Source organism: Paenarthrobacter sp. NPDC058040, from assembly GCF_042885775.1.
Classification (GTDB): Bacteria; Actinomycetota; Actinomycetes; order Actinomycetales; family Micrococcaceae; genus Arthrobacter.
The window spans coordinates 249,780-265,431 of record NZ_JBHVRN010000006.1 but is presented as its reverse complement, the minus strand read 5'-3'; the positions used below and the strand labels follow the sequence as shown (position 1 = coordinate 265,431).

Sequence of the window (15,652 nt, the reverse complement as noted above, 5' to 3'; positions counted from 1 at the left end):
CCATGACCATCCAACTAGAGAAACCCTTGCACACTGTGGTTGACTCCGCTCGGCAGCCGGTCCTGGTACTGGCCTGGCTCGTGGTCCTGGTGGCGCTGGGCTGGGCCGTGGCACCCGGACTCTTCACGCACTACAGCCCTTATGAAGGCGACTCTTCCCTGAGCTTCGCCCCGCCCAGCCTGGAACATCCTTTCGGCACCGACCGCCTGGGGCGCGATCTCCTGGCACGGTCGATCTACGGCGCCGGCACCACGTTGACTGCAACCCTGCTGGCCGTCCTCATTGCGTTTGGCATTGGAACGCTGGTGGGCCTGCTCGCCGGATACTTCGGGCGTTTCGCGGACTCGGCGCTCATGCGGGTGATCGACGTCTTCCTCTCCATCCCCAGCCTGCTGCTGGCCATGGTGATCGTGTCCGTCCTGGGTTACTCCACGCACAACATCGCCATAGCCGTCGGCATCTCCTCCATCGCTTCCTTCGCCCGGGTGATGCGCTCCGAGGTAATCGGCGTGGTGACCAAGGATTACGTCCGCGCCGCCTACGGCCTGGGCGTGGGACGCTTCGGCGTGGTGGTCAAGCATGTGGTGCCCAATGCACTCAGCTCGGTCATCGCCCTCGCCGCCCTGGAGGTTGGCACGTCAATCCTTGCCGTCGCATCCCTTGGCTTCCTGGGTTACGGCGCCCCACCGCCGGAACCTGAATGGGGCCTGTTGGTGGCTGAGGGACGCGACTACCTCGCCGTCCACCCCTGGATCTCCATCCTGCCTGGCATCGCCCTGGCCCTCGTGGTGATTGCCACCCACCGCATCAGCACCTCGCTCCGGAAGGACCGCCGTCGATGACTGCCACCGTTACCGATGCCGCTGCCGCTGCCACACAAGATGCGCAGGTGGAACCGCTCCTGCGCATCACGGACCTGTCCATCGAATACCGCGGCCGCGGCCGTTCGTGGTCTCCTGCCGTCCAGGGTGCCAGCGTGCACGTAAAACCCGGCGAGGTAGTGACCCTCGTCGGCGAGTCAGGATCCGGGAAGACCACGCTCATCCAGGGCGCCCTGGGACTCCTCCCACCGTCGGCCCGCGTCCGCTCGGGCTCCATCGCCTATTCAGGTGTGGATGTGACGCGTTGGCCCGAGCAGCGGCTCGCCCGCGTGCGCGGCAACTACGTGGGATTCATCCCCCAGGATCCCAACACCTCGCTGAACCCGGTCAAGAGGATCGGCCAGCAAGTGGTGGAGGCGGTGCGCTTCAACGAGCCCGAACCGACGGACCGAAACCGTCACCGCCTCGCCGCCTTGGAAAGCCTCCGCACAGCCGGGCTGAAGGACGCCGAGCGGGTCTTCAACCAGTACCCGCACGAACTCAGCGGCGGCATGAAGCAGCGCGCCCTCATTGCCATAGCGTTGGCCGGAAAGCCCAAGATCATCGTGGCCGACGAGCCCACCAGCGCTTTGGACGTCACGGTCCAGCGGGTGATCCTCGACCACTTGGAGAATCTCCGGCAGCAATTGGGCATCGGCATCCTCCTGGTCACGCATGATCTCGGCGTCGCATTGGACCGCTCCGACCGGATCCTCGTGATGCAGCAGGGACGCATCGTCGAGGAAGGCCCGGTCCGGCAGTTGCTGGAGAACCCCCGCAGCGACTACACCCAGCGGCTCCTTGAGGCGGCGCCCGCCCGCCATGCCGGCCGGCTGACGCCCAGTGCAGGCATTGTTCCCGCGGTGCCTGAAGCAGGACACGTCATCACGGCCAGGAACCTGACCAAGACCTATCACGTCCGTAGCGGACGGTCCGGCAGCACCTTCAAAGCTCTGGACTCCGTGGGCCTGGACGTCCGGCAAGGAACCACGCACGCGATCGTTGGCGAGTCCGGCGCCGGAAAATCCACGCTTGCCGGCATCCTCGCCGGCTTCACGACGGCGGACAGGGGCTCCGTGCACCTCGGCGAGCGCGAGATCACCGGACTGAAGCACTCCCAGTTGAAGGAACTCCGCCGGGACCTGCAGTTCGTATTCCAGAACCCCTTCACCTCGCTGGATCCACGATTCACTGTTGAGCGCCTCATCGCCGAGCCTCTGCGCGCCTTCAAGGCAGTTTCCGGCAAGCAAGCCCTCGACGCGCGGGTGGGCGAACTGCTCGGTGCCGTATCCCTGGACGACTCCTACCTGCACCGCCTCCCGGCACAGTTATCCGGAGGCCAACGCCAGCGCGTCGCCATCGCCCGGGCGCTGGCACTCAACCCAAAGATCCTGGTGCTCGATGAGGCAGTCAGTGCCCTGGACGTCTCAGTGCAGGCGCAGATCCTGCAGCTCCTGGTGGACCTGCAGGCGGAACTCGGCTTGAGCTACGTGTTCGTTACCCACGATCTCGGTGTCGTACGGCTCATCGCCGACGATGTCACGGTCATGAAGGACGGACACATCGTGGAGAGCGGCCCGGCAGGCACCATCCTGAACGATCCCCAAGACGACTACACGCGTACGCTCCTGGACGCCATTCCCGGCAGCCGCTTCGCACCCGTGGAGGCAAACGAATGAGCACCTTCCTTGAACTGGCAGGAGACCTTCCCACACTGCTGGCAGCCGGCGATCCCGGGTTGTATGGAGTCCTGCGGTCCGCGCGCGTTCCTGCCAGTCCGTTCGTCCTGGGCGCCGACCCACGTCCCCTCCGGCACGATCCCGTCGCGCTGGGCACGTCGCTGACCGTCCGTCTGCCGGGATGGCCGGTCCTTTCGGCCTCCGACGGCTACAGGGACCACCCCTACAACGCGGCCCGTCGCTTCCTCTCCCTTGACCACCTCAGTGGCGGCCGAACCGGCGTTTTCTTCCGGAGCGGCGGCGCAGGCGCGGTGGCTACTGCTGAACGCATCAGCGTCATCCGCGGGCTCTGGAACAGCTGGCCGCTCGAGTCCCTCGTTGCGGATACCTCCTCGGGTGTGTACGCCCATACCGATGGGATCCGGCGCGTGGAACACTCGGGACCCGTTTACCGGGTGGGTGGAGCGCTCAACACGCCGAGCAGTCCGCAAGGCGAGCCGGTCTCACTGTGGCAGGTAGAAACGGCCGATGAACTGGAAGCAGCGCAAGGACTCGTGGACCTGGTGGTCATTGACAATCCCTTGCTCATTGAGCGTTGGGCGTCGCTGCCGCTGGACGGTCGCCCCGGACTTGTTGCCGCCGGGGGCTTGGCGTACGACGGCGCGTTGACGCACGACGGCGAAGCGGCAGCGGAGTTGGTCCGCGTCAGTACTGTAGGAGAGCTTTCCGACGCGCTGGGCCGGGGCGCCTCCACCACCCGGCACCCATCCCTTGGTGCCGGGCACACCCTCCGCGACGCTCTGGGGCTCCCCCCGCGCGGCTTCGACCTGTCCCACAAACCCCTCGCCTTTGGAGCCGTCCGTGCCTGACCGCAGCGACAAACTCACCCTCAACGTTAACCTCCAGTCCTTCGGGCAACGTCCAGCGGCGTGGCAATTCAGCGACGGCGGTCCACACACCCTGATCACGCCCGATCACTGGATCGCTTCGGCCCGTGCTGCCGAGCAGGGGCTCCTGGACGCGGTCTTCTTCGCGGACCAGCCCGCCCTGCACAATCCCAACCCCAGGCCCGGCAACCCGTTGGAGCCGATCACGCTCGCCTCCCTCATCACTGCCGCCACCGAGCATGTCGGAGTGATCGCGTCCGCTTCCACCACCTACAACGATCCCGTGGAACTGGCCGAGCGGCTGCTCAGTGCCGACGAAATCTCAGGCGGCCGCCTGGGCTGGAATATCGTCACAACGTACAACAAGGCGGTCTCGGCGAACTTCGGCCTCGACGAGGCACCCGGACGGGTGGAGCGGTACCGCCGGGCGGGGGAATTCGTGGACGCGGTGAAGTCAGTCTGGGCGGGCGCGGCCATTGACGGGAAGTACCACCACACCGGTGAGTTCTACGAGCTCGCCGGGACCACCGCCGTCGTACCCTCGGCACAAGGGCACCCCGTGCTGTTCCAAGCCGGCGGCAGCGAACACGGCCGCGATCTGGCGGCAAGGCACGCCGAAGGGGTCTTTGCCGTTGAACTGACGTTGCCCCGCGCCATCAGCAACTACGCGGACCTGAAACGCCGTGCTGCCGCAGCCGGGCGCGCGGGGGACGTTCCGCGCATCACGCCGGGCTTGTCGCTGGTCATCGGCAGTACCGTTGCCGAGGCACGGGCCCGTTTTGATGAGTTCGAATCGCGTATCCCGGACGACTACGCCCTGCGCTCCCTCAGCAATGTGATCGCCCACGACGCCACGACCTTGTCACTGGATGAGCCAATTCCCGCGGAGATCCTGGACAAGCCGTGGGATCCGGACTCGCACCCGACATCCACCGGCTACCGGCTCACGTTCCTGGACTGGATCCAGGAACGCCGCCACCGGAGCATCCGCGAAATCCTGCGGGACTTCGGCGGTTACGGCTCCCGGACCATCATTGGTACGCCGGAGCAGATTGCCGATGACATCGAAGTTTGGTTCAAGTCCTACGCCGCCGACGGTTTCAACCTCATGATCGACCACTTCCCGGACGGCCTGGTGACCTTCGCCCAGGAAGTGGTTCCGCTCCTTCAGGCCAAGGGAATCCACAAGCGTGAATACGAGGCCCCGACGCTGCGGGAAGGGATCGGGGCTGCTGTGCCCCTTGGCGTTTAGCTGCCTTTACGTTCAGTTCCGGGCACGTTGAGTGAGGGCGGTCAATTGGGCCGCCCTCACTGCGTCCGTCTGGGCCTGGACCAGGAGGAAGTGCGCTGAACGAAGGTAGTACTGCGCCGTGTCGCCGTGTTCCAGGGACCGGCCGGCCCGTGCCACCCACAACGCGCGAGTAATGGCGGTCAGGGCCTCACCGGTTTCGACACGGACGGCCAACCGTTCCTCGACGTCGCCGTCTGCGTCCGCCAGGGCGTAGGCGTCTTGTCGCAGCCCGGTAATTCTTGCGGTCCACGCCTCTGCCGTCTCCTGGGCCAGAGCGTGCGGCTCGCGGCCGAGTTCGGCGAGTACTGCCGTCGCCAGCCCGAAAAGGTGCGGCTTCGCATCAATCGCCGTCTGATGGTCCTTGGCCCGCCACGACTCCAACGGCTCCACGGCCAACACCAGCGCATCCTCAACCCAAGCATTCTTCAATTCCACCCGCACGGTGCGGCTGCCGCCCAACGCGGCCAGTTCCAGGGGCGTCGCCACCAGCTGCGTGTCCACCGGCACCAACGCAAGGACCACCTGCCCACGCTGAGGGTCGACGGCGGCCGTCAGGAGGGCGCTGTTAAGTCCCCAGCCGCTCACCCAGGACACTGTCCCGCTGAAGCGCCAACCGCCGTCGGACTTCTCGGCGGCGATGTACCGGTTCGGGTAGCGGCGGACGTCACTGAGCGCCGCTCCTGCCAGCAGCTTCCCACGCAGCAGCCCACTGATCAGCGGGTGGCTGGGTTCGGCACCATCGAGTGCAGCCTCCACCCGCGCCGCCAAACCGCTGTGCTGCGCCCATACAAGCCACGTATTGAGGCATGCACCGGCGAGGTACTCGTGGATGAGTCGTTCATCGCCCTTTCCCAGGCCTGCTCCCCCGAACCGCTTCGAGGCTGTGTGGTTGAGCGCTCCCACTTGCCTGAGCAGGTTGACGTGGCTTGCCGGAACGCTGCCCCGGTCGGTGTCCAGCATCGCGGGACGCAGTACCTGTCCGGCGAGGTCCTCCACGGAGCGGACCAGCTCCACTGCACTGACCCGTGGGTTTCCTGCCCGTTCATCGGCGTCCGGGGTTTCGGTGTGGACGCTCATCGCAGAGCCGCGGCCTCCGCATAGCGGTGTTGCAGCTCCTGCCCCAGAAAGGCCGCCAACGCGCTGGCCGCGGCGTGGCCTGTGGTGGCTTCGACGTCCGGGTTGTAGTTGGTGTTCGTGTTGATGTCGTACGGGATCAGGCGGCCGTCCGCGGTCTCAAAGAATTCGACACCGGCCACCTCCACGCCCTGCCCCGCCAGGAACTCGCGCAGCCGGATGATCAGCGGGTGCTTCGCATCGACGTCGTTGCGTTTTTGGAAGAGGGGTGCGGCGCTCGCCGTCCTCGCTTCTTCGGGGACCGGCGACGGAACCTCGCACACGGCCGGAGCGAAACCTTGCGTACCGGCTCCGCCCGCTGCGTCCCCGGGTGCCGGAACGGCGCAGGCCTCAGCAGGGCAAAGCTCAAAGTTGCCTGCCGACGTGTCCACCTTGACTGCGTAGACAAACTCGCCACCCACGAACTCGGCCCGCGTGATGAACGGCTCCGCGCTGGTGATGAATTCCTGCAGCAACGTAATGCCATCGGCTGGCTCTTCAAAGTCCGGACCGTCCACATAGGTGTCAAAGTCCTGGTACGAATCGAACCGTCGAACGCCCAGGCCCTTACCGCCTTGGTTGTGCTTGGTGATAAAGGGGGTTGGCAGTTCCCTGGCACGCCGCTTCAGATGCTCTGTGCCGATCACCGCGATGGTCCGCGGCACCTCAAAACCCGCAGCGGTAAGCGCCACATATTGGGCGGCTTTGTTCACCTCAAGCTCTACCACCCGGCTGCCGTTCACTACCCGCCTGCCGGCCACCTCCAACCACCGAAGCACCGTCCGGGCGTAATCCTTGGCTGCCCCGTGACCGCGCGTATGGGACGAAGCGCTGAGCCTGGACCAAAAGATGCCCTCGGGCGGCGCTGCCAGCAGATCGATGGAACCGCTCGCGAGGGACCAGTCCTGATACGGCAATCCGGCAGCATCCAAGGCTGCATGGAGTGGCGGGAGCCAGTCTTCGTTCTCATGGAGGATGTGGATCAATGTCACGGACTTGCCTTTCGCCGGTTTGTTTATTTGAGACTATGCAGATGCAGTTGCCCCTTTCCATCCGAGGGACATGCTTCTTCAAGGGACGTCACCCCTGGGCCGCGGCGGCGTCATGGCCGATCATCTGGCGCAATGTAACCCACGCGGCACAAGCGCCAGTCGGGCGCGGGCCGCTGCCTGGGCGGCGCGGAGGTCGTCGGGAGCCAAACCGCGTTCCCTGTGCGCTACTTCCTGCTTCAGCTGCGGAATGACATGCCGGCCGAACTCAATGGCATCCGGAACGAAGTCGTAGCCGCGCAAACCGAAGATCTCAAAACCAAGGTCGTGGTAATCGAGGATTGCTTGGGTGACCGTGTCATAACTGCCGACCAACGCCGTCGCACTTCCACCTCCACCACCAGCGGCTTTGGCCAGGGCCGTCCACAGGGCACGGTCGTGCAGGTCGCCGCGCTCGGCGGCGGCGAGGAGCCGCTGGGTTCCAGCGGCTTCGGGCTTCGCAGCGTAGTGGCGGACGGGATCGATCACCTCCCCCGCAGAGCGACGGGCCTGAAAGGTGCCCAGGATCGAACGCGCCTTCTCCCACGCCAGCTCATCGGTCGCGGCCACGATGGGTCGGAACGCAATCTGCCAACGCAGTGGCTCAGTACGCCCCAACGCGGCAGCCCGTGCCAGTATCTGTTGTTGCTGTGAAGCGGCATCGGCCAGGGGTTCACCGAACAAGGCGTAGATGTCTGCCTCGGCAGCACCCACTGACCACGCGGCCTCGGAGGATCCTCCAAAAGAAATTCCCGGGCGCTTGCCTTCAAACGACTCCAGTCCTGAGGCGAAGTTCTCAAAGCGGTAGTGCTGCCCGTCCCAGTCAAACGAACCCCCGGCCCACGCCCGGCGAACAATCCGGATGTACTCTTGCGTCCGTCCATACCGGGAGTCCTTCGCCAGGAAGTCGCCCTCGCGCGCCTGGTCCGCCTGGCTTCCGCCGGTGATGAAGTGCACCGTCAACCGGCCCTGCGCGATGTGGTCCAAAGTCAGGAAGGACCGCGCGGCGAACGTCGGGTGGGACACGTTGGGCCGGTGTGCCAGCCGCAGCTTGATCCGTTCAGTGTGAGCGGCAACCCATGTGGCATGCACGGCTGGATCCTGGGTTGCCGAGTTGTACGCGAAGAGCACGTGGTCCCAGTTGTTGTCCTCGTGGATCCTGGCGATGCGGGCCGCGTACCCAGGGTCGAAGAAGGCCGTGGTGGCCGGCGAGGTCTCCGTGGAGTCGTTACCGGCACCCATGCCGAGGAATTCGATAGGCATAAGAAATCTCCAAAAGTCTTAGCGGCGGAGGATGCGCTGCGCCAGGTAGTTGCCGAGCAACTGCGCGGCCTGGACCATGACAATGATGATGAGCACCGTGACCAGCGTGACTTCCCAGTTGAACTGCTGGTAGCCGTACATGATGGCGAAGTTGCCCAAGCCACCGCCGCCGATGTACCCGGCCATGGCGGACATGTCCACGATCGCGATGATCATGAACGTGTAGCCGAGGATCAGCGGGGCCAGGGACTCGGGAATCACCACAGCCCACAGGATGTGCAGGCGGCTATCGCCCATGGCCCGGGCAGCTTCCACCACACCGGGATCGGACGCCACGAGGTTCTGCTCCACAACCCGACCGATCACGACACCGGCCATCAGGGCCATGGGCAAAATCGCCGCGGTGGTTCCGATAGTGGTTCCCATGATGATCAGGGTCAGCGGAGCAATCGCCGTGATGAAGATGATGAAGGGGATGGGCCTGATGATGTTGACCAGGAAATTGAGCACCGTGAACACGGCCTTGTTGGCGAACAGGTTCCCGGGCCGCGTGGCGTACAGGGTCACGCCGAGCGTCAACCCGGCCAGGCCGCTGAGCAGCACGGTGATGACCACCATGTAGATGGTCTGCTGGAAGGATTCGCCCAGGACGGGCAGGAGGGTGGTCCAGTCGGTGGTCATGGCTTCTCTCCAACAGGGGCCAGGTGCGGGACGGCACTTTCGGTGGGTGCCGCCGTCGGGAGTTGACGTTCGACGGCGGTGACGTCGCCCAGTTCGGCCAGCGCCGCGTCAATCGATGCGTCGCTGCCAGTGAGCTCGTAGGTGAGGGTGCCCAGGATACGGTTCTGGATTTCTGTAACACCGCCGAACACCACGCTGGTAGAGACGCCGTGCCGCTCGAAGACGGCTGCGACCAAAGGAGTGGGTGCGGCTTCGGATATCCCGACGGACACCAACAACCCGGGGTGCGCAGCGGAGAGCCGGATGACGGTGTCGGGTTCCGGCGTTCCGTGGACCGCGGTGGACACGAAGCGCTGCGTGGAGGGGCTCTGGGGGTCGGCGAACACGGAGTAGGTGGGCCCGGACTCCACCACACGCCCGGATTCCATCATCACCACGGTGTCGCAGATCTCCCGGACCACGTTCATTTCGTGGGTAATGACCACCACGGTGGTGCCGAGTTCCTTGTTGATACGACGTAGCAGGCGCAGGACGTCCCGGGTGGTTTCGGGGTCGAGGGCGCTCGTGGCTTCGTCGGCCAGGAGGATGTCCGGCGCGTTGGCCAATGCGCGGGCGATTCCGACGCGCTGCTGCTGGCCACCGGATAGTCGCCGCGGATACGTGCGTGCCTTGTCAGCGATACCCACGAATTCGAGCAGTTCCTCCACTCGAGGCTGGATCTTCTCCTTGGGCCAGCCGGCAACCTTCAACGGGTAGGCGACGTTCCCGAACACGGTGCGGGACTTCAGCAGATTGAACTGCTGGAAGATCATGCCGATTCCGGACCGGACCTTCCGCAACTGGCTCTCGGGCAGGGATGAGATGTCTTGACCTTTGACAAAGACTTGCCCCTCGGTGGGTCGTTCCAGGCCGTTGAGCAGCCTTACCAGGGTGGACTTGCCGGCGCCGGAGTAGCCGACGATGCCAACAACAGTGCCCTCTTCGATATCCAGCGTTACGGAGTCGACGGCGCGGACCGGCTGGGTGCCTTTGTTCACGGTGCGGCCTGCGGAAACCGGGAACTGTTTGCTGACTCCGCGCAGGGAGACTATGGCGCTCAACGGAGCCTCCTTAGGTTTGATTGGGACCCCATTCCAACAGCGACAGCACTCCCGGATCGAACGCAGTGACCCCCTGTGACCTGCGGTTTCATTCCTTGACGGCAGGCGTCGAAGTGTTGCGGCCGCGCTCGATTCCGGTGCCGGCAACTGCCTAGCGTGAGCCAGGGGGAACAACCCGTACCTTCCATTCGCATCAACCTTTGTACGGAGAAGCATCATGAAGAACCGCCTGTTAGTCGCCGCCGTCGGCCTGATCGCCGCCCTGTCGTTGTCAGCGTGCGGGGGTGCTGCGGGAGGCCCTTCGAACGCTGGAAACTCCAAGGTGGTGATCGGTGTGGACGACGGTGCCGAGGAACACTGGACCATCCTGAAGAACAAGCTCAAGGACCAGGGCATCGACCTGGAGGTGAAGAACTTCACTGACGGCGCGCAGATCAACACCGCCACCCAGCAGGGCCAGGTGGACATCAACTTGTTCCAGCACCTGAAGTACCTGTCCCAGTTCAACGTCAACAGCAACGGCACCCTGGTCCCCGTTGGTGCCACCGCCGTCTACCCACTGGCGCTCTACTCGGAGAAGTACAAGTCCGTCAGCGAGCTTCCGGCCGACGCAGAGGTTGCCATCCCGAACAACCCCACCAACCAAGCCCGCGCACTCCTGAACCTGCAGACCGCAGGTCTGCTCCAACTCAAGGATGGCGGCAACTCGCTTTCCACGCCGGCTGAGATCACCTCCAGCAAGATCAAGGTGGTCCCCGTGGACAGCAACCAGACCGTCAACGCGCTCAAGGGCACCACGGAAGCCGCCGTCGTCAACAACACGCAGGCGCAGAAGGGCGGACTGGGCGACGACAAGATCATCTTCAAGGAAGACCTCAACTCGGAGTCCTTGGCTCCGTACATCAATGGTTTCGTAGTGAAGGCTGACCGCAAGGACGATCCCACCTGGAAGAAGATCGTGGACGCCTACCACACGCCGGAAGTTGAGGCCTCGGTGACCAAGCTCAACGACGGCAACCTGCAGTTCAAGGCCGACTGGACAGCAGCCAAACTGCAGGAAGTCCTCACCGCCGAAGAAGCAGCCATCAAGAAGACCAAGTAGTTGTCCGAGGGGCGGCCCGCTGCGCCACACAGCCAGCCGCCCCTCGGCCATTTCATGACCCGGGAACAAAAGAGCAATGAACCAGCACCTTGCACGAGAACGCCAGCAGATCCATTTCTTCGCCTACCTCGTTGGAACGGGGATCCACTTGGCATCATGGCGCCACGAAACGGCCTTCCCGCAGGCAAGCATTGACTTCGCCCACCAAGCGAAGCTGGCAAAGACTGCGGAGGACGCAAAGTTCGATGCCATCTTCCTGGGCGATTCCCTGGCTATCGACGAGACGTCGAATCCGGGTATCCTCAACCGCTTCGACCCCATTGGCCTGGTGACGGCCCTAGGTGCAGTCACGGACAGGATCGGCCTGATCGCCACCTCGTCAACCTCCTACGACCAGCCCTATAACTTCGCCCGCGCGGCGCTCACGGCGGACCACATCAGCGGCGGCAGGGTTGGCTGGAATATCGTCACCACGCGGGACCTGACCAACAGCACTGCGGGCAACTACGGCGCGAAGGAGCACCTGGACCACAGTCTGCGTTACCGCCGGGCCGAGGAGTTCGTGGAGGTCACCCGAGGGCTCTGGAACTCCTGGGACCAGGAGGCCTTCGTCTATGACAAGGCACTGGGGAAGTTCTTCGACCGCCGCAAGCTCAACCGCCTCAACCACGAGGGCGAATTCTTCAAAGTGGCCGGCCCGCTCAACATCGCCCCGTCCCCACAGCACTCCCCACTCCTGGCGCAGGCCGGTACGTCCGGGCCGGGTCAGCGACTGGGTGCCCGTTTCGCCAACGCGCTGTTCGCCAGCCACCCGGATATCCCGCAGGCCCGGCGTTACCGGGATTCAGTACGGGCCCAGGCAGCGGCCTTAGGCAGGAACCCGGACGAGCTCTTCGTCTACCAGGCCATCTCCCCCATCGTCGCCGACAACCGGAAGGAAGCGCTTGAACGCATCCGCGAACTGGATGACCTGATCACCGATCAGCAGGTCCTGGACTTCCTCCAGGAGTACTTCGCAGCTCATATCGACTTCACAGGCCTCGGCCCGGACGCCACCGTGGCCCAGTCCGGCATTCCCGGAATCGCCAACCCGCGCACCGACTTCCGCTCTGCAGGAGAACAGATCCGGGGACGCGAACACGAGGTGACCCTCAAGGATCTCTACTCCATCCTCACCGGAGACAAGCGGAACTACGACTTCATCGGCAGCCCCGAACACGTCGCCGATTCCCTGGAGCGATGGCATGCCGAAGGAGCCGCCGACGGCTTCAACCTCATGTTCTCCCTCCTCCCCCAGGACCTGGAGCGCTTCACCACCCTGGTCATTCCGATCCTCCAGGAGCGCGGCCTGGCCCGCACCGAATACACGGGCAGCACGCTGAAATCGCACCTCGGCCTGGTTTCCCCACAGGAGACCGTCGCCGCCCGCCGGGCCAGCTGACCGGCGTCGTCGAAACTGGACGCTTGGTTGGCACCACTCCCAGGACCCGGATCCCCAGGGGAGCAAACTCGAGGGCCATCTGTTTGGTCATGCCTTGGACAGCGTGCTTGGACCCGACGTATGCGGAGAGCCCGGGTGCGGTTCCGGTGAAGCCGGCGGTGGAGGTGATGTTGATGATCACTCCCCCGTTGCCTTGTGTGCTCATGTGCCGGGCGGCTTCGCGGGAGCTGTTGAACACTCCTCAATATCGAACATTTATGCGAAGGCTGAGGCCCGGCAGCCATTTCGTTGCGTCAACCAACTAAACGGTGAGGTGACGGTGGAATGCCGCCCTCAACTCATCCATGGCGCCCACGGCGATCAGGTCTGCCATCACAGCATGGTGGGTTACTGAGTGCGGAGTTGGGTAGGCCTGCTGGAGGTTGGTCATGCAGATCATTGATTCGGTGGCCAAAGTTGCGTAGGCACGAAGCAGGCGTGAGTTGCCGGGCGCTGCGACAAGGTTGGTGTGGAATTCAAGATCCAGCCTCCGCACGCGCGCCCAGTCACCTTTTTCTGCCGCGTCGGAAAGCTTGGAGGCAATGGACAGGAGCTTGTCTGCTACCCGCCTCCGCTGTGGAGCGGGTCGGGCAATTATCAGCTCGGCCGCGCCGAGTTCGAGGATCTCGCGCACCCCGTATATCTCAACTACATCCTCGGGCGTGAGTTCGACGACGAACACGCCGCGGTTTGGCTTGCTGACAAGCAGGCCTTCCTGGCTCAGCCGCTGCAGGGCTTCACGAAGGGGGCCGCGGGAGAGGTTCAGCTGGGTGGAGACGTGCGTTTCGTTGATTTGCTGGCCGGGCGCGAAGTAGCCATCGACGATTCGTTCGCGGAGTTGGGCCGCGATTTTTATGGAGGTCGACTGCGGGGTCATGGGTGCAATACCCGCCGGATCTTGCATCAAATTTCCTTCCTGCAGACAGCCTTGTGATCGCAACTTATCATGATTGTAAATCGTAAACAATCTACTTTCCTACAAAATCTAGGTTTTTCGGTATAGCTGTTATACAGTTTCGGTGTGACCATCGACACAGTAACCGTTGCGGACTCTGTCCGCTCGTGCTTGGAGCGCAGCCTCCTGGCCGGCGACTACCCCGCAGGAGCGGAAGTCAGAGACACCCACGTCGCTCAGCAGCTCGGGGTGGCACCACCCACGGCTCGGGTGGCGGTTCAGGCGCTGATCACCGACGGTTCCCTGGTGCGGGAAAGCGGTAAGAGTGCCAGCGTCCGCAAGTTCACTCCGGAGGACGTTGCGGACATCTTCCGCGTTCGAAGGCTCAGCAGCTTGTAGACGTTCCTCAGCCAGCGAATCGGTGAAAACATGCTTCGCACCTAACCCCCTGCCAGTTCCCCGGGACGTCCCGGGTCAGAGCCTCAGCCCAGATTCGATCCCTTCGCTGCCGTTACAGGCAGCCACTCCCCTGCACAACGCTCCTCGTTGCGCCCCATCATGTCCCCAACGAATCCTCGTTCGGGGCTGACTCGTTGCGTCCTCTCATAGGTCGTTGCGCCGCGAGGCGGACGGGCTGATTCGTGCTGCCCAGAAACCCCGCACACCGTTTCATCCATCACACCGGAAGGCACTCCATGAAATTCACCACCCAGGCGACCCGCCGCACCGTCCTCTCCGCGGCAGCCGTCGCGGCTGCACTGGCCCTGTCCTCTTGCAGCGGGGCTTCCACCGCATCTCCCGCCGGAGGCAAGAAGACCATCACCATCGGCATTGGTGAGGAAGCCCCCTTTGCGTTCACTGATCCGGCCAGCAGCAAGCTTGCCGGTCTGGACGGGGAGATGCTCCGGGCGGTCGCCGAATCCAAAGGCTGGGAGATCAAAACGTTCGTCACCGACTTCGCCACCTTGATCCCGGCCTTGAACGCCAAAAAGGCCGACATCATTGTCGATGGCATGTTCATCACGGACAAGCGCAAAGAACAAGTCAATTTCACCGACCCGCTGTATCTGCAGCCCGAAGGAATGATTGTGCCCGCAGGCTCTACCCTTGCCTCCAAGGAAGATGTCAAAGGCAAGGTCATCGGCGCGCAAACCGGCACCGTGTACGGCGAATGGGTCAAAACCCTTGGCGGCAGTGACGTAAAGTTCGTCGACACCCAAGCAGCCCTCATCACCGCCGTCGAGAACGGCCAGGTCGACGCCGCGTTCACCGACTCCGCGGTCATCGGCTACAGCTTGGTCCAAAAGCCCAACTCCAAGATCAAGCTCGTTGCCCCTTACGAACCACACTTCCAAGGCATCATCGGCGCCGGGGTGCGCAAGGAAGACACCCAACTGCTCGCCGACCTGAACGCAGGCCTTACGGAGTTGAAGAAGTCTCCGCAGTACCTGGAGATCCTCAAGAAGTACGGCCTCGGCGAAGCCAACGCAGCCAAGTAGTCCGCCTGGGGTGGCCAGCAACGACGCCGGCCACCCCAGCAACCAACAGATCTGGATCACCAATGGATTTCATTACCCGTACGCTCTCCGTGTTCCCGCAGTTGATCTCGGCCGTCCCTGTCGTCCTGCAACTGGCCTTCGGCGCCATGGCACTGGCCCTTGTTCTTGGCTTGCTCATTGCCCTGGCACGGCTTTCCAACTCGGCCCCACTCAAAGCCATCGCCACCACCTTCGTTGAAGTCATGCGAGGCACGCCATTGCTCGTGCAACTGGTGTACATCTTCTTTGTCCTGCCAAGCCTTGGCGTCGAGATCCAGCCCGTGCCCGCCGGAATCCTCGGCCTGGGCCTGAACTATGCGGCTTACCTCTCCGAGGTGTTCCGCTCGGCAATCCTGTCCGTGGAGCACGGCCAGACCGAGGCCGCCCTCTCCCTGGGATATACACCGACAAGCACCTTGTGGAAAGTGGTCATCCCACAGTCGTTCGTGGTCTCCATGGCCCCGATCGGCAATTACTTCATCTCCTTGATCAAAGACACGGCCCTGACCTCCGTGATCGCAGTCGCCGAAATCCTCAAAACTGCGAACATGATCAACAGCCAGACCTTCCAGACCACGGAAATCTACACTGCCGCAGCCCTCATGTACCTGATCATCAGCCTTCCCCTTTCCAGGGCCGTGGTTGTACTCGAAAGGAAGGTTCGCGCCAATGCCTGAACCAACAGTCATCAACATCAACGACGTGCACAAAACCTACGTCATCGGATCCAAAGCC

At 63.6% G+C, this 15,652-nt stretch carries 16 protein-coding genes; 9 read left to right on the top strand and 7 right to left on the bottom strand.

Annotation, left to right across the window (positions count from 1 at the left end):
* The first annotated feature begins 2 nt into the window (after positions 1–2).
* The 4 genes from ACFVSJ_RS10465 to ACFVSJ_RS10450 are packed head-to-tail and all read left to right on the top strand — an operon-like array spanning position 3 to position 4,678.
* Positions 3–842, top strand: coding sequence for an ABC transporter permease (locus tag ACFVSJ_RS10465; RefSeq protein ID WP_387436606.1), 840 nt, complete (start codon positions 3–5; stop codon positions 840–842).
* Positions 839–2,539 (top strand): dipeptide ABC transporter ATP-binding protein, encoded by a 1,701-nt coding sequence (locus ACFVSJ_RS10460; protein WP_387436604.1) that lies wholly within the window; start codon positions 839–841, stop codon positions 2,537–2,539. Before ACFVSJ_RS10465 ends, ACFVSJ_RS10460 begins: the two co-directional genes overlap by 4 nt.
* Positions 2,536–3,408 carry a hypothetical protein gene (locus ACFVSJ_RS10455; protein ID WP_387436602.1) on the top strand — a complete coding sequence of 291 codons (873 nt, stop codon included), beginning with the start codon at positions 2,536–2,538 and terminating at the stop codon, positions 3,406–3,408. Before ACFVSJ_RS10460 ends, ACFVSJ_RS10455 begins: the two co-directional genes overlap by 4 nt.
* Entirely contained in the window at positions 3,401–4,678 is a 1,278-nt protein-coding gene (locus ACFVSJ_RS10450) for an NtaA/DmoA family FMN-dependent monooxygenase (RefSeq protein WP_387436600.1), read from the top strand. The genes ACFVSJ_RS10455 and ACFVSJ_RS10450 overlap by 8 nt, the downstream gene beginning before the upstream one ends.
* A 12-nt stretch (positions 4,679–4,690) precedes the next feature.
* Here ACFVSJ_RS10450 and ACFVSJ_RS10445 read toward each other — a convergent pair whose 3' ends face one another.
* From ACFVSJ_RS10445 to ACFVSJ_RS10425, 5 genes are all read right to left on the bottom strand, one after another.
* Positions 4,691–5,794 carry an acyl-CoA dehydrogenase family protein gene (locus tag ACFVSJ_RS10445; RefSeq protein ID WP_387436598.1) on the bottom strand — a complete coding sequence of 368 codons (1,104 nt, stop codon included), beginning with the start codon at positions 5,792–5,794 and terminating at the stop codon, positions 4,691–4,693.
* Positions 5,791–6,822: a RimK family alpha-L-glutamate ligase gene (locus tag ACFVSJ_RS10440; RefSeq protein WP_387436596.1), complete on the bottom strand. Its 1,032-nt coding sequence runs from the start codon at positions 6,820–6,822 to the stop codon at positions 5,791–5,793. The genes ACFVSJ_RS10445 and ACFVSJ_RS10440 overlap by 4 nt, the downstream gene beginning before the upstream one ends.
* A 120-nt stretch (positions 6,823–6,942) precedes the next feature.
* Entirely contained in the window at positions 6,943–8,121 is a 1,179-nt protein-coding gene (locus ACFVSJ_RS10435) for an LLM class flavin-dependent oxidoreductase (RefSeq protein WP_387436594.1), read from the bottom strand.
* An 18-nt stretch (positions 8,122–8,139) separates the two neighbouring features.
* Entirely contained in the window at positions 8,140–8,802 is a 663-nt protein-coding gene (locus tag ACFVSJ_RS10430; protein ID WP_387436591.1) for a methionine ABC transporter permease, read from the bottom strand.
* A complete protein-coding gene (locus ACFVSJ_RS10425; protein ID WP_387436589.1) occupies positions 8,799–9,902 on the bottom strand; it encodes a methionine ABC transporter ATP-binding protein in 1,104 nt (367 codons plus the stop codon). Before ACFVSJ_RS10425 ends, ACFVSJ_RS10430 begins: the two co-directional genes overlap by 4 nt.
* Positions 9,903–10,119: 217 nt before the next feature.
* On the opposite strand from ACFVSJ_RS10425, the gene ACFVSJ_RS10420 reads away from it, so the two are divergent.
* Both ACFVSJ_RS10420 and ACFVSJ_RS10415 read left to right on the top strand, forming a co-directional pair.
* Complete coding sequence (locus ACFVSJ_RS10420) at positions 10,120–11,004, top strand: MetQ/NlpA family ABC transporter substrate-binding protein (protein ID WP_387436587.1); 885 nt, start codon at positions 10,120–10,122, stop codon at positions 11,002–11,004.
* A gap of 76 nt (positions 11,005–11,080) precedes the next feature.
* Positions 11,081–12,445, top strand: a complete 1,365-nt coding sequence (locus tag ACFVSJ_RS10415; protein ID WP_387436585.1) for an LLM class flavin-dependent oxidoreductase — start codon at positions 11,081–11,083, stop codon at positions 12,443–12,445.
* On the opposite strand, the gene ACFVSJ_RS10410 is transcribed toward ACFVSJ_RS10415, so the two are convergent.
* Positions 12,327–12,683, bottom strand: coding sequence for an SDR family NAD(P)-dependent oxidoreductase (locus ACFVSJ_RS10410; protein ID WP_387436583.1), 357 nt, complete (start codon positions 12,681–12,683; stop codon positions 12,327–12,329). The genes ACFVSJ_RS10415 and ACFVSJ_RS10410 overlap by 119 nt on opposite strands.
* Positions 12,684–12,746: 63 nt before the next feature.
* Positions 12,747–13,388, bottom strand: a complete 642-nt coding sequence (locus ACFVSJ_RS10405; protein ID WP_387436581.1) for a GntR family transcriptional regulator — start codon at positions 13,386–13,388, stop codon at positions 12,747–12,749.
* 117 nt (positions 13,389–13,505) lie between these two features.
* On the opposite strand from ACFVSJ_RS10405, the gene ACFVSJ_RS10400 reads away from it, so the two are divergent.
* The 3 genes from ACFVSJ_RS10400 (at position 13,506) to ACFVSJ_RS10390 (ending at position 15,594) form a co-directional block, all read left to right on the top strand.
* Positions 13,506–13,778: a GntR family transcriptional regulator gene (locus tag ACFVSJ_RS10400; RefSeq protein WP_387436579.1), complete on the top strand. Its 273-nt coding sequence runs from the start codon at positions 13,506–13,508 to the stop codon at positions 13,776–13,778.
* Between the two features lie 296 nt (positions 13,779–14,074).
* Positions 14,075–14,878: a transporter substrate-binding domain-containing protein gene (locus ACFVSJ_RS10395; protein ID WP_387436576.1), complete on the top strand. Its 804-nt coding sequence runs from the start codon at positions 14,075–14,077 to the stop codon at positions 14,876–14,878.
* A gap of 62 nt (positions 14,879–14,940) precedes the next feature.
* Entirely contained in the window at positions 14,941–15,594 is a 654-nt protein-coding gene (locus tag ACFVSJ_RS10390; RefSeq protein WP_387436574.1) for an amino acid ABC transporter permease, read from the top strand.
* Positions 15,595–15,652: the final 58 nt, after the last annotated feature.